This window comes from Superficieibacter sp. HKU1 (assembly GCF_029319185.1).
GTDB lineage: Bacteria > Pseudomonadota > Gammaproteobacteria > Enterobacterales > Enterobacteriaceae > Superficieibacter.
In genome coordinates, this window is the sequence record NZ_CP119754.1 from 1,877,958 (window position 1) to 1,894,981 (window position 17,024).

16 protein-coding genes are annotated in these 17,024 nt (G+C 59.4%); 10 read left to right on the forward strand and 6 right to left on the reverse strand.

All coding sequences use genetic code 11. The features are described from left to right. The first annotated feature begins 210 nt into the window (after window positions 1-210). The 3 genes from P0H77_RS08940 to uraH are packed head-to-tail and all read left to right on the forward strand — an operon-like array spanning window position 211 to window position 2,391. On the forward strand, window positions 211-1,593 hold the full coding sequence (locus tag P0H77_RS08940) for a nucleobase:cation symporter-2 family protein (RefSeq protein ID WP_276164536.1): 1,383 nt from the start codon (window positions 211-213) through the stop codon (window positions 1,591-1,593). Beyond that, window positions 1,571-2,071, forward strand: a complete 501-nt coding sequence (gene uraD / locus P0H77_RS08945; protein WP_276165083.1) for a 2-oxo-4-hydroxy-4-carboxy-5-ureidoimidazoline decarboxylase — start codon at window positions 1,571-1,573, stop codon at window positions 2,069-2,071. The genes P0H77_RS08940 and uraD overlap by 23 nt, the downstream gene beginning before the upstream one ends. Beyond that, window positions 2,068-2,391, forward strand: coding sequence for a hydroxyisourate hydrolase (gene uraH, locus P0H77_RS08950; RefSeq protein ID WP_276164537.1), 324 nt, complete (start codon window positions 2,068-2,070; stop codon window positions 2,389-2,391). The genes uraD and uraH overlap by 4 nt, the downstream gene beginning before the upstream one ends. On the opposite strand, the gene guaD is transcribed toward uraH, so the two are convergent. Beyond that, window positions 2,371-3,696 carry a guanine deaminase gene (gene guaD / locus P0H77_RS08955; protein ID WP_276164538.1) on the reverse strand — a complete coding sequence of 442 codons (1,326 nt, stop codon included), beginning with the start codon at window positions 3,694-3,696 and terminating at the stop codon, window positions 2,371-2,373. The two genes, uraH and guaD, sit on opposite strands and share 21 nt — an antisense overlap. A gap of 101 nt (window positions 3,697-3,797) precedes the next feature. Next, the gene (locus P0H77_RS08960; protein WP_276164539.1) at window positions 3,798-5,294 is read right to left on the reverse strand and encodes an NCS1 family nucleobase:cation symporter-1; all 1,497 of its coding nucleotides are present in this window, start codon (window positions 5,292-5,294) and stop codon (window positions 3,798-3,800) included. Window positions 5,295-5,439: 145 nt separating this feature from the next. On the opposite strand from P0H77_RS08960, the gene P0H77_RS08965 reads away from it, so the two are divergent. Genes P0H77_RS08965 through puuE form a run of 3 tightly spaced genes read left to right on the forward strand, consistent with a single transcriptional unit; the run spans window position 5,440 to window position 7,849 of the window. Next, the gene (locus P0H77_RS08965; protein WP_276164540.1) at window positions 5,440-6,156 is read left to right on the forward strand and encodes a GntR family transcriptional regulator; all 717 of its coding nucleotides are present in this window, start codon (window positions 5,440-5,442) and stop codon (window positions 6,154-6,156) included. Further along, window positions 6,156-6,899, forward strand: coding sequence for an allantoin racemase (gene hpxA, locus P0H77_RS08970; protein ID WP_276164541.1), 744 nt, complete (start codon window positions 6,156-6,158; stop codon window positions 6,897-6,899). The genes P0H77_RS08965 and hpxA overlap by 1 nt, the downstream gene beginning before the upstream one ends. A 17-nt stretch (window positions 6,900-6,916) precedes the next feature. Further along, window positions 6,917-7,849 carry an allantoinase PuuE gene (puuE, locus tag P0H77_RS08975; RefSeq protein ID WP_276164542.1) on the forward strand — a complete coding sequence of 311 codons (933 nt, stop codon included), beginning with the start codon at window positions 6,917-6,919 and terminating at the stop codon, window positions 7,847-7,849. 35 nt (window positions 7,850-7,884) lie between these two features. Here the strand turns inward: puuE and hpxZ are convergent, their stop codons facing one another. The 4 genes from hpxZ to hpxW are packed head-to-tail and all read right to left on the reverse strand — an operon-like array spanning window position 7,885 to window position 11,443. Next, window positions 7,885-8,271 (reverse strand): oxalurate catabolism protein HpxZ, encoded by a 387-nt coding sequence (hpxZ, locus tag P0H77_RS08980; RefSeq protein ID WP_276164543.1) that lies wholly within the window; start codon window positions 8,269-8,271, stop codon window positions 7,885-7,887. Further along, on the reverse strand, window positions 8,268-9,665 hold the full coding sequence (locus tag P0H77_RS08985; protein WP_276164544.1) for an AtzE family amidohydrolase: 1,398 nt from the start codon (window positions 9,663-9,665) through the stop codon (window positions 8,268-8,270). The genes hpxZ and P0H77_RS08985 overlap by 4 nt, the downstream gene beginning before the upstream one ends. Next, window positions 9,662-9,850 carry an oxalurate catabolism protein HpxX gene (gene hpxX, locus P0H77_RS08990; RefSeq protein WP_276164545.1) on the reverse strand — a complete coding sequence of 63 codons (189 nt, stop codon included), beginning with the start codon at window positions 9,848-9,850 and terminating at the stop codon, window positions 9,662-9,664. Before hpxX ends, P0H77_RS08985 begins: the two co-directional genes overlap by 4 nt. Window positions 9,851-9,859: 9 nt before the next feature. Then, window positions 9,860-11,443 carry an oxamate amidohydrolase gene (gene hpxW, locus P0H77_RS08995; protein WP_276164546.1) on the reverse strand — a complete coding sequence of 528 codons (1,584 nt, stop codon included), beginning with the start codon at window positions 11,441-11,443 and terminating at the stop codon, window positions 9,860-9,862. Between the two features lie 163 nt (window positions 11,444-11,606). Between hpxW and hpxU the strand changes: the two genes are divergently transcribed. The 4 genes from hpxU to P0H77_RS09015 all read left to right on the forward strand — a co-directional run bounded on the left by hpxU (window position 11,607) and on the right by P0H77_RS09015 (window position 17,011). Further along, a complete protein-coding gene (gene hpxU, locus P0H77_RS09000; protein ID WP_276164547.1) occupies window positions 11,607-12,446 on the forward strand; it encodes a MurR/RpiR family transcriptional regulator HpxU in 840 nt (279 codons plus the stop codon). Between the two features lie 300 nt (window positions 12,447-12,746). After that, window positions 12,747-13,988 carry an alanine--glyoxylate aminotransferase family protein gene (locus P0H77_RS09005; RefSeq protein ID WP_276164548.1) on the forward strand — a complete coding sequence of 414 codons (1,242 nt, stop codon included), beginning with the start codon at window positions 12,747-12,749 and terminating at the stop codon, window positions 13,986-13,988. Then, a complete protein-coding gene (gene hpxK / locus P0H77_RS09010; protein ID WP_276164549.1) occupies window positions 13,985-15,241 on the forward strand; it encodes an allantoate amidohydrolase in 1,257 nt (418 codons plus the stop codon). Before P0H77_RS09005 ends, hpxK begins: the two co-directional genes overlap by 4 nt. A gap of 159 nt (window positions 15,242-15,400) precedes the next feature. Further along, entirely contained in the window at window positions 15,401-17,011 is a 1,611-nt protein-coding gene (locus P0H77_RS09015; protein ID WP_276164550.1) for an FAD-NAD(P)-binding protein, read from the forward strand. Window positions 17,012-17,024: the final 13 nt, after the last annotated feature.

The window sequence follows — 17,024 nt, forward strand, 5'->3', positions numbered from 1 at the left end:
AGGGCAGAAATGCACACAATAGCGCTGATGTGCACTGTACTGGTGCGACAGAACCTGTGGATTGCCTTTTTATGAATCAAAAGTTTCTTTATTTGCTAGCAGGAATCTAATGTTTCAAAGGTGGTGATGCGTAATGAAGGATCACAGCGGACTCTGGCCTGCTTTGTGCATAGGACAAGGCACACTTGTTCATAACGGGATGGAATCACCATGTCAGAAGAAAAGAACGACACGTTATTGTACGGCCTAGAGCAGAAGATCCCGCCGCTGCCTGCGTTCTTTAGCGCACTACAGCATGTACTGGCCGGGCTGGTGGGAATCATCACTCCGCCGCTAATCATTGGTGCCGCGCTGGGGCTGGGAGAGTGGATGCCGTACCTGATTAGCATGTCGCTGCTGGCGTCGGGCATCGGCACTTTTTTACAGGCTAACCGCGTGTGGGGCATCGGGGCCGGGATGATCTGTATGCAGGGCACCAGCTTCGCCTTCCTCGGGGTGGCTATCGCTGGCGGCATGTGGGTGAAAGGTCAGGGCGGCACGCCGCAGGACATTATGGCGATGCTGTTTGGCGTGAACGCGGTGGCGGCGCTGGTGCCAATCATTGTCAGCCGCTTCATTGAGCCGCTGAAGAAAATCTTTACCTCCATCATTACCGGAAGCGTAATTGCGCTGATCGGCATCAGCCTGATTAAAGTGAGCGTGATCAACTGGTGCGGCGGCGAGCAGGCGAAGGATTTCGCCAGCATGAGCAATATCGCGCTGGGCGCGGGCACGCTGGGGGTGATTGTCCTGCTGAGCTGCGCCCATAACCGCTGGCTGCGCCTTTCTTCCGTCGTGGTGGGGATTGCCGTCGGCTGCCTTGCCGCCGCGTTTACCGGCAGGTTTCATTTCAGCGGCGCAGGCGACGTCTGGTTCCGCCTGCCCGCGCTGTTTCCGTTTGGTTTCCAGTTTAACAGCGCCATCTTTTTGCCCATCGCCCTGGTCTCGCTGGTCTGCATTCTGGAAGCGGTAGGCGATCTTACGGCGAATTGCCTGATCTCCCGGCAGTCAATTGACGACAGCGCGTTTCGCTCGCGGCTGAAGGGCGGTATTCTGGCCGACGGGATTAGCTGCCTGGTTGCCGCCATGCTGTGCGCCTTTCCGAATACTACCTTTGCGCAAAATAACGGCGTGATCCAGATGACCGGCGTCGCCAGCCGGTTTGTCGGCCGCTATATCGGCGCGATCCTGATCCTGCTGGGGCTGTTCCCGCCGTTTGGCGAGGTGCTACGGCAGATCCCAACGCCGGTGCTGGGTGGAGCGACAATGGTGATGTTCGGCTGCGTGGTCGCTGCGGGCATTCGTATCATTACGCAGAAACCGTTAACCCGCCGCGATATGCTGATTGTCGGCCTGGCGTTTGGCTTTGGAATGGGCGTGGAAGCCGTTCCGGCATTTCTCACTCATTTTCCGCCGATTATCGGCAACCTGTTTGGCTCGGCGGCCACCTGCGGCGGCGTGGTGGCTATTGTGCTGAATCTGGTCATTCCTGAAGAAAAAAGCGCGGCGACAGCGGTGGTAAGGAGCAATGATGATCGCGCTGAATCACTTTAACCAGTTATCGGCGGGTGAAGCCCTCGCCGTGTTGCAGCCCTGCGTGGCGATCCCGTCGTGGTCGGCGGCGCTGGTGGCGGCGCGGCCCTATGCCAGCCTGGCCGGGCTGCGAGAAGAGGCTTACCAACGAACGCTGGGCTGGGGGGCGGCTGAGCTTGAGGCGGCTCTCAGTGCGCATCCGCGAATTGGCGAAAAACCCGCAGGTCCGCAGACGCACGCAGCATTTTCGCGCCAGGAACAGTCCGCGGTGGATGACCGTGATGCCCGGCTAGCGCAGGCGCTGAAAGAGGGCAATGCCCGCTACGAGGCGCGCTTTGGCCGGGTGTTTTTGATCCGCGCCAAAGGACGCAGCGGCGAGGCGATCCTTGAGGCGCTGGCGCAGCGCCTGACCCACAGCGACGATGAAGAACTTCGGGTTACCCTTGAGCAGCTTCGCGAGATTACGTTATTACGCCTGGAAGGAGTGATTGGCCAATGAGCAGTCTTAGCACCCATATTCTGGATATTTCCGCCGGCAAACCCGCTGAAGGGGTAACGGTTCGCCTGGAACGCGACAATCGGATCGTTGCCGCTGGCACGACTAATGCCAACGGGCGCATCAGCGAACTCGGCGCGGATCTGCCGCCGGGCAGCTACCGGCTGGTGGCGGACATCGGCGAGTGGTTTGCTAACCACGGGCGCGTAACCCTCTTTTGCCGGGCGCAAATCGACTTTGTCATCGGTGATGCGGCAGACGAACACTTTCATCTGCCGTTTTTAATTGCGCCCGGCGGCTGGTCAACCTATCGCGGAAGCTGAAGCCTGCCATACGCGCTGGCCGTTAACCCAGGTTTCATGGATATTCCGTTCATCGCCCAGGGTCATAAGGACAAAAAGCCGTTCATAAATATCCTTACAGCGCCCGATTCGCAGGCGCTGTAACGGCGTGACCGCCGGATCGATGACCACAAAATCGGCCTCTTTACCGGGCGCAAAATTACCAATCCGATCGTCAAGACGCAGCGCACGAGCGCCGCCCAGCGTGGCATGATAAAACGCTTCGCTGGCGCGTAGCCGGTAGCTTTGCAGCTGGCATACTTTATAGGCCTCGCCCAGCGTGCGCAGCATGCTGAAGGTGGTGCCCGCCCCCACGTCGCTACCCATGCCTATTCGCACCTTGTGCTGCCAGCTTGCCGGCAGGCGAAACAGTCCGCTGCCGAGAAAGAGATTCGACGTCGGGCAGAAGGCGACGGCGGACCCGGTGTCGTGCAGGCACTGCCACTCCCGATCGTCGAGATGAATGCCGTGGGCAAAGACGCTGCGCTCGCCGGTTAACTGATAATGATGATAAACATCCAGATAACGCTCGTGCTCCGGCCAGAGATCTTTAACCCACGCCACTTCATTCGGGTTTTCGCTCAGGTGCGTCTGTAGCCAGGTTTGCGGAAATTCCTCCCTGAGTTGACGCACCGCCTCCAGTAACGCGGGGGTGGAGGTAGGCGCAAAGCGCGGGGTGATGGCGTAGCCAAGCCGTCCCTGATGCTGCCAGCGCTGAATGAGTTCCCGCGTCTGCCGGTAGCTCTCTTCGGCCGTCTCGCTCAGGTAGTCAGGCGCGTGCCGGTCCATCATTACTTTTCCGGCGATAAGGCGCATATTCAGTCGCAGCGCCTCGCTAAACAGGGCATTGACCGATTCAGGATGCAGCGTACAAAACACCAGCGCGGTGGTGGTGCCGTGGCTTAAAAGCTGTTCCACGAAAAATTGGGCTATCTCTGCCGCGTAGGCTTCGTCGGCAAACTGGCTTTCCACCGGAAAAGTATAGGTTGTCAGCCATTCCAGCAGCTGTTCGCCAAAAGCACCGATCATCTCCGTTTGCGGATAGTGAACGTGCGTATCGACAAAACCAGGAAGCAGCAGTTTACCGCGCAGATCGGTATAGCCCGTTTGCGGATGCAGATACTGCTCGCCCTCCTGCCAGGGCATCAGCGCCTGAATATGGCCATCCCGAATGAACAACAGCCCGTCATCGACATGCCGCGCGAAGCGGGCGATATCATCGGCAGTGTCGGCGGGGCGGGCGATATCAAAAAACGTACCGCGAATCGCGGCATGATAGTCAATCATGGTTTCTGCCTTAGTGGGTGTCATGCCGGGTAAACTTTAAAAGCAAAATAAATGCCAGCATTGAGATAGCCGCGACGGTACGTCGCGGCAAAGGGGAAGGGTTACTCTTTTTGCGCGGCGACGCTGGTGTTAAAACCTGCCGATGCGACGACAATACGGTCTTCACGCGCCAGCCAGCGATAGGTTCCCGCTCCCAGCAGCACCCCGATAAACCAGCTAAAATTGGCGACTTCATGCAGTGATGGGATAAAGCTGATAATCAGACCCACCGCAACGGACGGCACCAGTGCGGCGATGGCTTTCGGGTTAAAGCCGTTGCGATACCAGTACTTGCCGTTCGGCGTATCGTCAAACAGATCGTCAACGAACACTTTCCCGCGTTTAATCAGATAAAAATCGGCAACCAGGATGCCGAACAGCGGGCCGATAAACGCGCCCAGCACGTCGAGGGTGTAGTGGATAAGTTCCGGCGAGTTGAACAGATTCCACGGCGTCAGCAGAATCGAGCCGACCGCGGCGATCATGCCCCCGGTGCGGAAACTGATTTTCTGCGGCGAACAGTTTGAAAAATCAAACGCCGGGGAGACAAAGTTCGCCACGATATTGATGCCGATAGTGGCAGTAATCATCGTCAGCAGGCCAATCGCCACCGCCAGGTCGTTACCCACGCGGCTGACAGTTTCGATCGGGTCGGTGATCATCCGGCCAAACAGCGACTGCGTGCCGGAGACGATCACTACGGTCACCACCGAGAACAGCAGGAAGTTAAACGGTAAACCCCAGCGGTTGCCGCGACGAATTTCTCCCATACTCTTGCCGTAGCGCGAAAAGTCGCCGAAGTTCAGTAGCGGCCCGGAGAAGTACGACACCACCAGCGCGGTGGCGGTGATCATCTGCCAGGTCTGTTCGCCTGCGCTTAGCGATTTGCTGGCCAGGGTAAAGGAGATACCGTCAAAACCTGTCTTGTATACAATCCATCCGGCCAGCGCCAGCATAACGACATAAACCGCCGGTCCGGCAATATCAATAAAGCGTTTGATGGCGCTCATCCCATGCCAGAACACCATCGCCTGCAACAGCCACATGGTGGCAAAACACAGCCAGCCGAGATATGACAGGCCGAGGTACGCACTCTGGGTCAGCGGCGTCAGCGAAGGCCAGAATTTCAGAATGACCAGCATCAGCGCATTTGCCGCAAGATAGGTTTGAATGCCGTACCATGCAAAAGCAATCAGCCCGCGGATCACTGCCGGGATATTGGCACCGAAGACGCCGAACGCCTGACGGCAGATTACCGCGTAAGGCACGCCGGCCATCTGGCTGGGTTTTGCCACCAGGTTCGCACACAGCTGCACAATACAAATTCCCACCAGCAGGCAGAGTAAAACCTGCCAGCTTGCCAGACCGAGCGTAAAAAAGCTGGCCGCCACCACGTAGCCGCCCATGCTGTGCACGTCCGACATCCAGAAAGAGAAAATGTTGTACCAGCTCCAGTTCTGATGGCGCGTGGGGGCCAGATCGTCATTGCAAAGCCGTGGGCTGTAGCCTGCACCGGAACCCGTGGTTTTTATCTGATGCGCATTTTGTCTGTTTGGCATGAAACCTGCTCCTGTGAATGTAAACCCGCTAGAAGGGGAGTACTGATGACGTTGCAGGATCCGGGCCAGAATAATCATTTTTGTATGCAATATTTTATTTTTATGTATACGATTCGATATCAAAAAGTAAAAGGTGGAGCGGTTGATGAACGATGAAAAAAGCCTGCAGGCCGCGCCAGCGGTGCAGGACAAGGATGAATCCATTTACCAGGCGCTGATGACGGCCATTGTTGAACATCAGCTGCTACCGGGCAGTAAATTGCCGGAAGAGGCGCTGGCCGACGTGTTCGGCGTCAGCCGCACAGGGATCCGCAAAGTGCTGCAACGACTCGCCACTGTGCAAATGGTCACCCTGACGCCCAAACGTGGTGCACACGTCGCCAGCCCTTCTGTTGAAGAGGCCAGGGAGATCTTCCGCACCCGCACCTTGCTGGAAGTTGCCAACCTTCCCGACGTACTGGCTCACTGCCAGCCGCCGCACCTGGCGGCGCTGAGCGCCATCATCGGCCAGGAGCAGCAGGCACATGAAATCTATGACGGCCCCGCCGCCATACGCGCTTCCGCCGAATTTCATATTCAGCTTCAGGCCATTTCCGGGAATCAGGTGCTGACGGAGATGGTGACCAGCCTGAGCCAGCGTTCGTCGCTGGTCATCGCCGCGTGGGGCGCGCCGTGGCGACAAGGGTGTCGCTGCCACGATCATGAGCATCTGGTGACGTTGCTCCGTCAAAAAGCGCTGCAACCGTTAAGCGCGGCCCTGACACACCATTTTGAACACATCGTCGCCAGCCTGCGTTTTGAGCGCGCTGGCGTTTGTCTGCCGGATTTTGTCCGCCTGTTCGGCGATCGCAAGGAGTCATAATGTCTGCCGTTCGTATACAAGTGATTAACCCCAACACCAGTCTCGACATGACGGAAACCATCGGCGCGGCGGCGCGAGCGGCAGCCGCGCCGGGTACCGAAATCCTCGCGGTCTGTCCTGGCGACGGCGTGCCGTCCATTGAAGGCCATTTTGACGAGGCGATAGCGACCATTGGCGTGCTTGAACAGATTCATGCCGGGCGTCAGCAGGGAGTGGATGGCCATGTCATCGCCTGCTTCGGCGATCCGGGACTGCTGGCAGCGCGCGAGCTGGCGCAGGGGCCGGTCGTTGGTATTGCTGAAGCCGCCATGCATATGGCCACGCTGGTTTCGACCCGCTTTTCCGTGGTGACCACGCTGCCGCGCACGCTGATCATCGCCCGCCATCTTTTGCACCAGTATGGTTTCCACGATCGCTGTGCCGGGCTGCACGCCATCGATTTGCCGGTGCTCGCGCTGGAAGATGGCAGCGGTCTGGCACAGGAGAAAGTGCGCGCGCGCTGCCTTCAGGCGCTCCGGGAGGATGGCTGCGGCGCAATTGTGCTGGGCTGCGGCGGCATGGCCGATCTGGCGCAGGCGCTGACCCGCGAACTGCAGGTTCCGGTGATTGACGGCGTCAGCGCGGCGGTGAAGATGGTCGAGTCGCTGGTGGGGCTGGGATTGTCCACCAGTAAACACGGCGATTTAGCCTTTCCGGAAACCAAAGCCGTCAGCGGTAAGTTTGAGATGTTCAATTCATTTTAATGAGAAGGGAGAGGGGAATGACCTATTTTGAACCGCACTATCCGCGCGACCTGCGAGGCTATGCCGGACAACCGCCGCATGCCCAATGGCCCGGCCAGGCCCGGATTGCCGTCCAGTTTGTGCTGAACTATGAAGAGGGATCGGAAAATCACATTCTGCATGGCGACGCTGGCTCTGAACAATTTCTCTCCGATATCATCGGTGCCGCCAGCTATCCCGACCGCCACATGTCAATGGATTCGCTGTATGAGTACGGTAGCCGCGCCGGGTTCTGGCGCATCCACAATGCGTTCAGCGCGCGCGGCCTGCCGCTGACCGTTTTTGGCGTGGCGATGGCGCTGGCGCGACATCCTGACATCGTTGAGGCCATTAAAAGCGCAAACTACGACGTGGTAAGCCACGGCTGGCGCTGGATCCATTATCAGAATCACGATATTGAGACGGAGCGTGAGCATCTGCACAAGGCGGTGCAGGTATTAACCGATCTTTTCGGCAAAGCGCCTACCGGCTGGTATACCGGGCGCGACAGCCCGAACACCCGGCAACTGGTGGTTGAGCACGGCGGATTTGATTACGATAGCGACTACTATGGCGACGATCTGCCCTTCTGGACCGAAGTGGAGTGCGGTAACGGTTCACGCAAACCCCACTTGATCGTCCCTTATACCCTCGACGCCAACGATATGCGCTTCGCCACCGCGCAGGGCTTCAACACCGCCGAGCAGTTTTATACCTATCTGAAGGACAGTTTTGATGTGCTTTATGAGGAGGGGGAAAGCGCGCCAAAAATGATGTCCATCGGGATGCACTGCCGCCTGTTAGGCCGCCCCGGCCGTTTTCGCGCGCTCCAGCGCTTCCTTGATTATATTCAGCAGCACGATCGCGTCTGGATCTGCACCCGCCAGCAGATTGCCGATCACTGGCGTCAGGTTCATCCCTTTCAAAAATGAAGATCGTGCCCGGACGCTGCGCCGGGCAGATCGGATCACCGCATCAGACTGACCTGCGCCGCCACGATGCGCCAGCCGTCAGGAAAGCGCACCCAGGTTTGCTGCTGGCGGCCAGGAGCATCGCTGCCTTCACGGGTAAATTCGGTGCTGCATACCGCATAGTCTTCGCCAAAGGTGGTGATTTGCGTATGGCGTAACGTGCGTTGCAATCCGGCGGCGGGGCGTGCCGCGCGAAATGCGCGTATGTCGTCAATGCCGTAGAGATTTTCCCCGGCACCCAGGCGCACCGTGCGGGCGTCGTGCCAGAAGAGCTCATCGAGCACGTCGATATGGTTGTTCACCAGCGCGTCTTCATAGCGATAAAACGCCGCGGTAACCTCAGCGACAACCTGTGGACGATTAATGTCATCCCGAATCATCATACTTTCTCCAGTGCAGGACGGGCATCGGTAATGCCGCAGGCTTCCAGCACGCGGGCGGCGCGCAGGCAGGCTTGTTCATTAAACGGCGCGGCAATCAGTTGCAGGCCAATCGGCAATCCGCCAGCCGTGCGCAGCGGCACCGAGGCGACCGGCAGGCCGAGAAACGATATCGGCTGCGTCAGCATCCCCATGCTGGCGCGTACCGGAAGCATCTGGCCGTTAATCTCCATCGTTTGCTCGCCAATCCGCGTGGCGCAACGCGGTGTCGCGGGCGCGATCAGCACATCCGCGTGGGCGAACAGCGTCTTAAACGCCTCCCGCGCATGACGGCGAAAACGCTGGGCCTGGATATACCACGCCGACGGGATCATCGCTCCCGCCAGCAGGCGCTCGCGGGAGTGCGGCTCGATGCGATGCGGTTCCCGGCGCAGCGCAGGAAGGTACTGGTTGCCGCCCTCAGCAGCGCTGATAATAAACGCCGCCGAACGGGAAAGTTCCGCCTGCGAAAATACCAGTTCCTCAGTGGCATCAAGCGCGCGCGCGGCGCGGCTGACGGCTTCCCTGGCATCGTTATCGCACCAGGCGGTAAAATAGCCGCCCAGCACCGCACAGCGCAGCCCTTCCAGCCCCTGTGTCAGCAGGGTGGAGACGGGAGCATGAGGCGTATCGGCCTGAAAGGCGTCGCGGGGATCGCGCCCTTGCAGGGCGTCATACACTGCCGCAAGATCCTCAACCCGGCGGGCGAAAGGACCGATATGATCAAGGCTTGGCACAAACGGATGGCTTCCGGCGCGGGAGAGGCGACCAAAGGTCGGCTTTAGTCCGAAGATCCCGCACAGCGAGGCCGGGACGCGTATGGAACCGTTGGTGTCGCTGCCGAGCGCAAAGTGCACCAGCCCGGCGGCGACGGCGGCGGCGGAACCACCCGACGATCCACCCGCAATGCGCGTTACATCATGCGGATTACGCGTCGCGCCGTAATGGCTGTTTTCAGTGGTAAAGCCGTAGGCATAGGCGTCCATGTTCACCATGCCCGTCAGCATCCCGCCTGCGCTGTGCAACTGGCGCACCGCCCAGCTATCTGCGGTTGCCGCCGGGCGATCGCTAAACAGTTCTGCACCCGCAAGGGTCGTCTGTCCGGCCACGTCAAACAGGTTTTTCACGGCGTAAGGAATGCCGGCCAGCGGCGGTAGCGGCTGCCTGGCCCGGCGCAGGGTATCAATCGCGTCCGCCTCCGCCAGCAGGCGTGATTCGGTGACGGCGGTCCACGCGTTGATCTGCGGATTAACGCGCGCGATGGACGCCAGCGTCTGTCGGGCAATCTCGCGGGCGCTGAGATCCCCCGTTACCAGCGCCTGACGGATGTCGCTAATATGCATGTCTTGCAGCTTCATGCTTTATAGACTCCTGCAATCTCCAGACGGTCATCAACAGGGAAAGCCATCAGCGGTTCGGCCATGGCGGCAATCCGGCTGAACTGCAACCGCAGCTCCGCGCGGCGCTCATCATCCAGTTCCACGTTCAGGATCTGCGTCATCTGCGCCAGATAGGCGTCCCATTCACAGGGTTGGTTATTCATATTTTCTCCTCAAAAACCGGCGGCGGAGCCGTTGCTGCGGGGATCGAAGGCCCCTTCAATCAGGCCGTTGGGATGACGGACTATCGCGCCAGCGTGGCCCATGGCTTCGCTGAAATGCGCCAGCATATCTATCTCATGACCCGCTTCCCGCAGGCGGGTGACCGTCTGCGGCGAAAAACGGCCTTCCAGTTTTAACGTGTCCGAGCTTTGCCCCCAGGTGCGCCCCAGTAGCCAGCGCGGACGGCTAATGCTCTCCTGCAACGGCGCGCCCTGTATCACGTAGCGGGTAAAAAGGGCCGCCTGAGTTTGCGGCTGGCCGTCGCCGCCCATCGAACCGTAAACCATCACCCGTCCATCGCTCAGGCGCGCCGCGGCGGGGTTGAGCGTATGAAACGGCTGTTTTCCTGGCGACAGCGCCAGCAGATGGGCTGGGTCGAGGCTGAACGACGCGCCGCGGTTTTGCCAGACGATGCCGGTATCCGGGAGAACCACGCCGCTGCCGAATTCGTGATAAATGCTCTGAATAAAAGAAACCGCCAGCCCGCTTTCATCCACCACGCCCATCCAGACCGTATCGCCCGGTCCTTTTCCGCGACCCCACGGCGCAGCCTGGCGATCGTCAATGTGCCGGGACAGGGCGCTCAGCGCGTCGGGCTCCAGCAGGCGTTGAATATCGGTATTCAGATGACGCGGATCGGTGATATGGGCATCGCGCAGGCCAAAGGCCAGCTTAGTGGCTTCGACGATACGGTGTAGCGTGGTGGCCTCATCGGCATCGGCCATATCAGGACGGTCGGTGATGCCGAGGATAGCCAGAGAGACCAGTCCCTGAGTGGGCGGTGCCAGATTCCACACGTCGCCGTGGGTATGTCGCAACCGGAGCGGCGTTGTGCGACGGGCGCGATGCTGGTGTAAATCCGCCAGGGTGATGGGCAGGCCGTACTGCGCCATGCCGTTTGCCAGGCATTCCGCCAGCGGACCGCGGTAAAAACTGTCCAGCCCCTCGTCGGCCAGCCGCTTCAGGGTGGAGGCCAGCGCGGGCTGGCGAAAGCGGCTTCCGGCCAGCGGGGCCGCGCCTTCCACCAGCCAGGTTTCAGTAAAACCCGGCACATCGCGCAGTTCCGCCAGTTTGTCGACGGTGGCGTTGGCCTGAGACGCGGTAACCGGCATTCCGTTTTCGGCATAGCCAATGGCATCGGCAAGCAGACGGCGCAGCGGCAGCGCCCGACCGGTGAGCGACTGCGATAAGCTGAGCGCATCGTCCCAGCCGCTCACGGTGCCCGCGACGGTCAGGGCGGCGCGCGGGCCGCGATGGGGGATCTGCGACACATCGCGGTAGGCTTCCGGCGTCGCCAGCGATCCCGCCGCGCCGCTGGCGTCAATAGCAACAGGCTCGCCCTCCGGCGGCACGATAAGCCAGAAGCCGTCGCCGCCCAGCCCGTTCATATGCGGGTAGACCACCGCGATGGTTGCGGCAGCGGCGACCATCGCCTCTATAGCGCTGCCGCCTTCGCGCAGGATCGCCAGCGCGCTTTGGCTGGCAAGATGATGGGGGGCTACCACCATCCCGCTTGTCGATACGTTACTCTGCATAAGGCATCCTCATGAGCGAAAGAGCTCCTGACGTTGCAAAAGCTGTTCCACATCTGAATAAAAAGTTTCAGCCAGTGGGCTAACAGGATTTTTTGCACGACGGGTCTGCATTGTGAAAGCGTTTAGCGATATAGTGCGGTGAAACGAAAGTTACAGAGGTGATATGCAACAGCTTGATGAACGACTAAAAGAGCAGTATGCCGCTCTGACGCCGCAGGAACAGCGCGTGGCCGATTTTATTTTCGATCACTTCGACGATCTCATTAGCTATAACAGTGCCGAACTGGCAACGCTGAGCGGGGTATCGAAAGCAACGGTGAGCCGTCTGTTCAGGCGGCTGGGCTACGAAAAATATAAGGATATGCGCGATGAGCTGCGTACCCTGCGCCAGAGCGGCATGCCGCTGACCGATAACCGCGATGCGGTGCAGGGCAATACGCTGCTGGCGCGCCATTATAAACAGGAGATGGCGAACCTGACCCAGTGGGTCAACGCCCTGGATGCACAGCACTTTGCTGACGCGATAGCCAGCATGGTTGCCTCGCGGCGCATTATCATTATCGGCATGCGTAACGCCTATCCCGCCGCGTTACACCTGCGTCAGCAGTTGCTGCAGGCGCGCGGACAGGTACTGGTACTGCCGCAGCCGGGACAAAGCCTGAGTGAAGAACTGGTGGATCTCACGGCTGACGATCTGGTGGTCGTGATGGCCTTTCGTCGTCGCCCGCGCATTATTCGCCCGTTATTACAGCAGCTTCAGACTAACCGTATTCCGGTATTGCTGATGTGCGAACCGCAGGCGCACAGCCTGTTTCCGCTCACGCGCTGGCAGCTCTGCGCGCCGCTGGACAGCGTATCGGCGTTTGATAGTTACGCCGCGGTTAACAGCCTGATTAACCTGCTGGCTAACGCGCTGCTGCATGGCATTCTCGATAAAGGCCGTCCGCGCATTCATGATATCGCCACGCTCTATCAGCAACTCGACGAACTGGAGCAACGATAATGGGGCGTCAGGCTGGTGCTTTGCCTTATTCTGGTGCATTAACAGAACCGCACATTAGCGCCTTATCGCCTGCCTGCTCCCCGAAATACGTTCATTTCCCGCTATCGTGGCGTTTTCACCGTGGCGCAGCGGGTGAGTCTTATCTGGCACATTAGTTGCAAATGTCTATTTATAGAATCTTTTGTTTCACGCTAACGTAACGGGACACTCGCCGACCAACATCAGGGCTGCGCCTGACCGCCAGGAACATCATGAGGCGGCTCACCCGGGCGCGGCCTTATTAAACTAAAGGAACGTCATATGGATATCGCTCAATTTCCGCAAATTAATCCACCGCAGCGCCTGCTGATGGGACCCGGACCGATTAATGCCGATCCGCGCGTGCTGCGCGCGATGTCGAGCCAGCTTATTGGTCAGTACGATCCGGCGATGACCCACTATATGAATGAGGTCATGGCGCTGTACCGCGGCGTATTTCGCACTGAAAATCGCTGGACGATGCTGATTGACGGCACCTCGCGCGCCGGTATTGAGGCGATCCTTATTTCCGCCATTCGTCCGGGCGATAAAGTGCTGGTGCCGGTGTTTGGCCGCTTTGGACATCTGCTGTGCGAAATCGCCCGCCGCTGCCGGGCGGAGGTGCATACCATCGATGCGCCGTGGGGCGAGGTATTCACCCCGGATCAGATAGAGGACGCCATCAAACGGGTGCGTCCGCGCCTGCTGCTGACGGTGCAGGGCGATACGTCGACCACTATGCTGCAACCGCTGGCGGATCTGGGCGAGATTTGCCGTCGTCATGACGTGTTGTTCTACACCGATGCGACCGCTTCGCTGGGCGGCAACGTGCTTGAAACCGACGCCTGGCAGCTGGACGCCGTCTCGGCAGGAATGCAGAAATGTCTCGGCGGCCCGTCCGGCACCTCGCCCATCACCCTGAGCGCACGGATGGAGGAAGCCATTCGCCGCCGCAAATGCGTGGAAGAGGGTATCCGCACCGATGCACATCGTGATGGCGTTGATGAAATGGTCTACTCCAACTATTTCGATCTCGGCATGGTGATGGATTACTGGGGACCGGAGCGTCTCAATCACCATACGGAAGCCACCTCGGCGCTTTTCGGCGCACGTGAATGCGCACGCCTTATCCTTCAGGAAGGGCTGGATAACGGCATTGCGCGTCACAAGCTGCACGGCGATGCTCTCCTGAAAGGTATTCAGGCGATGGGGCTGGAAACGTTCGGCGATCTGAAGCACAAGATGAACAATGTGCTGGGCGTGGTTATCCCCTCCGGCGTCAACGGCGACCAGGTGCGTAAGCTGATGCTGGAGGATTTCGGCATTGAAATCGGCACCTCGTTTGGCCCGCTGCACGGCAAAGTGTGGCGCATCGGCACGATGGGCTATAACGCGCGCAAAGATTGCGTGATGACCACCCTCAGCGCGCTGGAGTCGGTATTAAACTACCTGAAGTTTCCCACCCTGCAGGGCGCAGCAATGCAGGCGGCATGGGATCATTATCGCAGCGAGGCGTCACAATGAGTGTGTCAGCTTCCCTGAAGATGGCTATTCAGCCAGCGGCGCGGGTCATGGCGCGCGCCGACGAGCTGGCGGCAATTAGCGAAGCGCCGGACGCGCTGACCCGGGTCTATCTTTCCTCCCAGCATCTGCAGGCTAATCAGCGGGTGGGCGAGTGGATGCGCCAGGCGGGAATGACCGTCTGGCAGGACAGCGTTGGCAATATCTGTGGACGCTACGAGGGCGAGCAGGAAGGCGCGCAGGCAATTTTATTAGGTTCGCATCTGGATACCGTGCGTAACGCCGGGCGCTACGACGGCATGCTGGGCGTACTGACCGCCATTGAAGTGGTGCACAGCCTGCATCAGCAGGGTAAACGGCTGGCGAAAGCCATTGAAGTTGTCGGTTTTTGTGATGAAGAAGGCACGCGCTTCGGCATCACGCTATTAGGCAGCCGCGGCCTGACCGGCACCTGGCCCGACGGCTGGCTGGCGCAAACGGATGCGAACGGTATCAGCGTGGCACAGGCGATGGTGGATGCGGGGCTTGACCCGGCGCGAATCCACCTTGCCGCCCGCCGGACGGAAGAGTTTGCCGCCTACCTTGAGCTTCACATTGAACAAGGCCCCTGTCTTGAACAGGAAGGACTGGCGCTGGGCGTGGTCAGGGCAATTAACGGCGCGCGCCGTCTGAACTGCCGCTTTACCGGAGAGGCGGGGCACGCGGGAACGGTGCCTATGCACCACCGCAAAGACGCGCTGACCGCCGCTGCCGAGTGGGTGATGGCGGTGGAAAGCACCACCTGCCAGCGAGGCGGCAATTTGGTTGCTACGGTAGGAACCCTGAACTGTGCGCCCGGCGCGGTGAACGTGATCCCCGGCGAGGTCACGCTGACGCTGGACATCCGCGGACCTGAAGATGCGCCGCTGGATGCGCTGTTAGAGGATCTGCTGGCGCAGGCGCAGGAAATAGCTGCCCGCCGGCACATGCACTTTAGCGCGCAGGCGTTTTACCGCATCGCCGCCACGCCGTGCGATGCGCGCCTGCAGGCGCTGCTTGCCGACGCGGTCACCAGGGTGCAGGGGCGGGCGTTGCACCTGCCGAGCGGCGCGGGACACGACGCCATCGCTATCGCTGAACGCTGGCCGACAGGCATGCTGTTTGTGCGCTGTCGGGGCGGGATCAGCCACCATCCGGCTGAATCCGTTAACGTCGACGATGTCGCGCTGGCAATAAACGCGTTCACCGGGACGGTTGAGACGCTGGCGGAACGTTAACCAGCCCTATTAATCCGGCGCAGAGAGTTTGCTCTATAAGCGTTTTCGACCACACTGTATTTGACAGGGAGTGTTTTTCAGCCCTTCTGCAAACGGTACGCGCCTGCCAGCGCGCCGACTTCCTGCAAACAGATGATCGTAAACTTCGGACAAACACTCATGAAAAAGATCGCGATAGTCGGCGCAGGCCCCACCGGTATTTATACTTTTTTCTCGCTTCTAAAAAAGAACGTGCCGCTTTCCATCACGGTTTACGAACAGGCGGATGAAGCCGGTGTGGGAATGCCGTACAGCAATGAAGACAATTCAAAAATGATGCTGGCGAATATCGCCAGCATTGAAATACCGCCCGTTTTTTCGACCTATATTGACTGGCTGCGCCAACAGGATGATGCGCATCTGGCGCGCTATCGTGTCGATCGCGCTTCCCTCCACGTCCGCCAGTTTTTGCCACGTATTCTGCTGGGGGAATATTTTCGCGACCAGTTCGTGCAACTGGTCGCCGCGGCCAGAGCGCAGGGTTTTGAGGTAAACGTACACGAGTCTTGCCAGGTTACCGATCTGGAAGCCACTGAAACGGGCGTCAAGCTGTGGGTAGAAAATGACCCTGTCGCTGAGCGCTTTGACCTGGCGGTGATTGCAACCGGCCATGTCTGGCCTGATGAGAGCACCTCGACCCGCACCTTTTTCCCCAGCCCCTGGTCAGGGTTGATGGAGGCGAATATCCGTGCCTGCAACGTCGGCGTCATGGGCACATCGCTGAGCGGCATCGATGCTGCGATGGCGGTGGTGGTCCAGCACGGCGAATTTGTGGAGTCCGACGACGGCCAGCTTCAGTTTAATCTCGACCCGCAGAGCCAGGCGCTCAATATTACGCTGATGTCGCGTTCTGGCGTGCTGCCGGAGGCGGATTTCTACTGCCCGATCCCTTACGACCCGCTGAAGGTGGTGACGGAAAACGCGATCCAGCGCGAAATAGACGCCGGTGCCGACGGGCTGCTTGACCGCGTATTCCGCCTGATAGTGCAGGAGCTTGAGCAGGCGGACCCGCAGTGGAGCGCGCGTATTGCCCTCCAGACGCTGAATGCCGATACGATTAACGAGGCATGGTTCGCCGACCGCAAAAAACACGATCCTTTTCACTGGGCGCAAGCCAATCTTGATGAAGTTGAACGCAACAAGCGTGACAAGCGCACGGTGGCGTGGCGCTATACCATCCTGCGGCTGCATGAAAAGGTGGAGGAGATTGTCCCGTACCTCAGTGAGCAGGATGTGCAGCGTTTTACATCGGGGCTGGCGCGCATTTTTATCGATAATTATGCCGCGATCCCTTCACAGTCAATTCGTCGCCTGCTGGCGCTACGCGAGGCCGGGATCATTAATATTCTCGCGCTTGGGCAGGACTACGAGATGAAAGTGGAAGAAAATCAGACGCGGATTTTTAACCAGCAACAGAGCTGGTCCTTTGACGTGTTTATTGATGCGCGCGGACAACAGGCGCTGAAGACGAAAGATCTTCCGTTCCCGACGCTGCGCCAACAGCTGCTTGCCACGGGGGAAGAGATCCCGGATGTCGGTGATGATTACACGTTACAGGAACCCGCGCTGGCTCGCGGCCATATTGCCTTTGGCGCGCTGCCTTACCTGATGCACGACAGACCGTTCGTTCAGGGGATCACCGCCTGCGCCGAAATTGGTGCGGCGATGGCAAGGGCGATAACACAACCAGCTTCGTGGTCGCGCCGCCGTCTGCCCTTTATGGAAGTTTAGCGACAACGCGGGG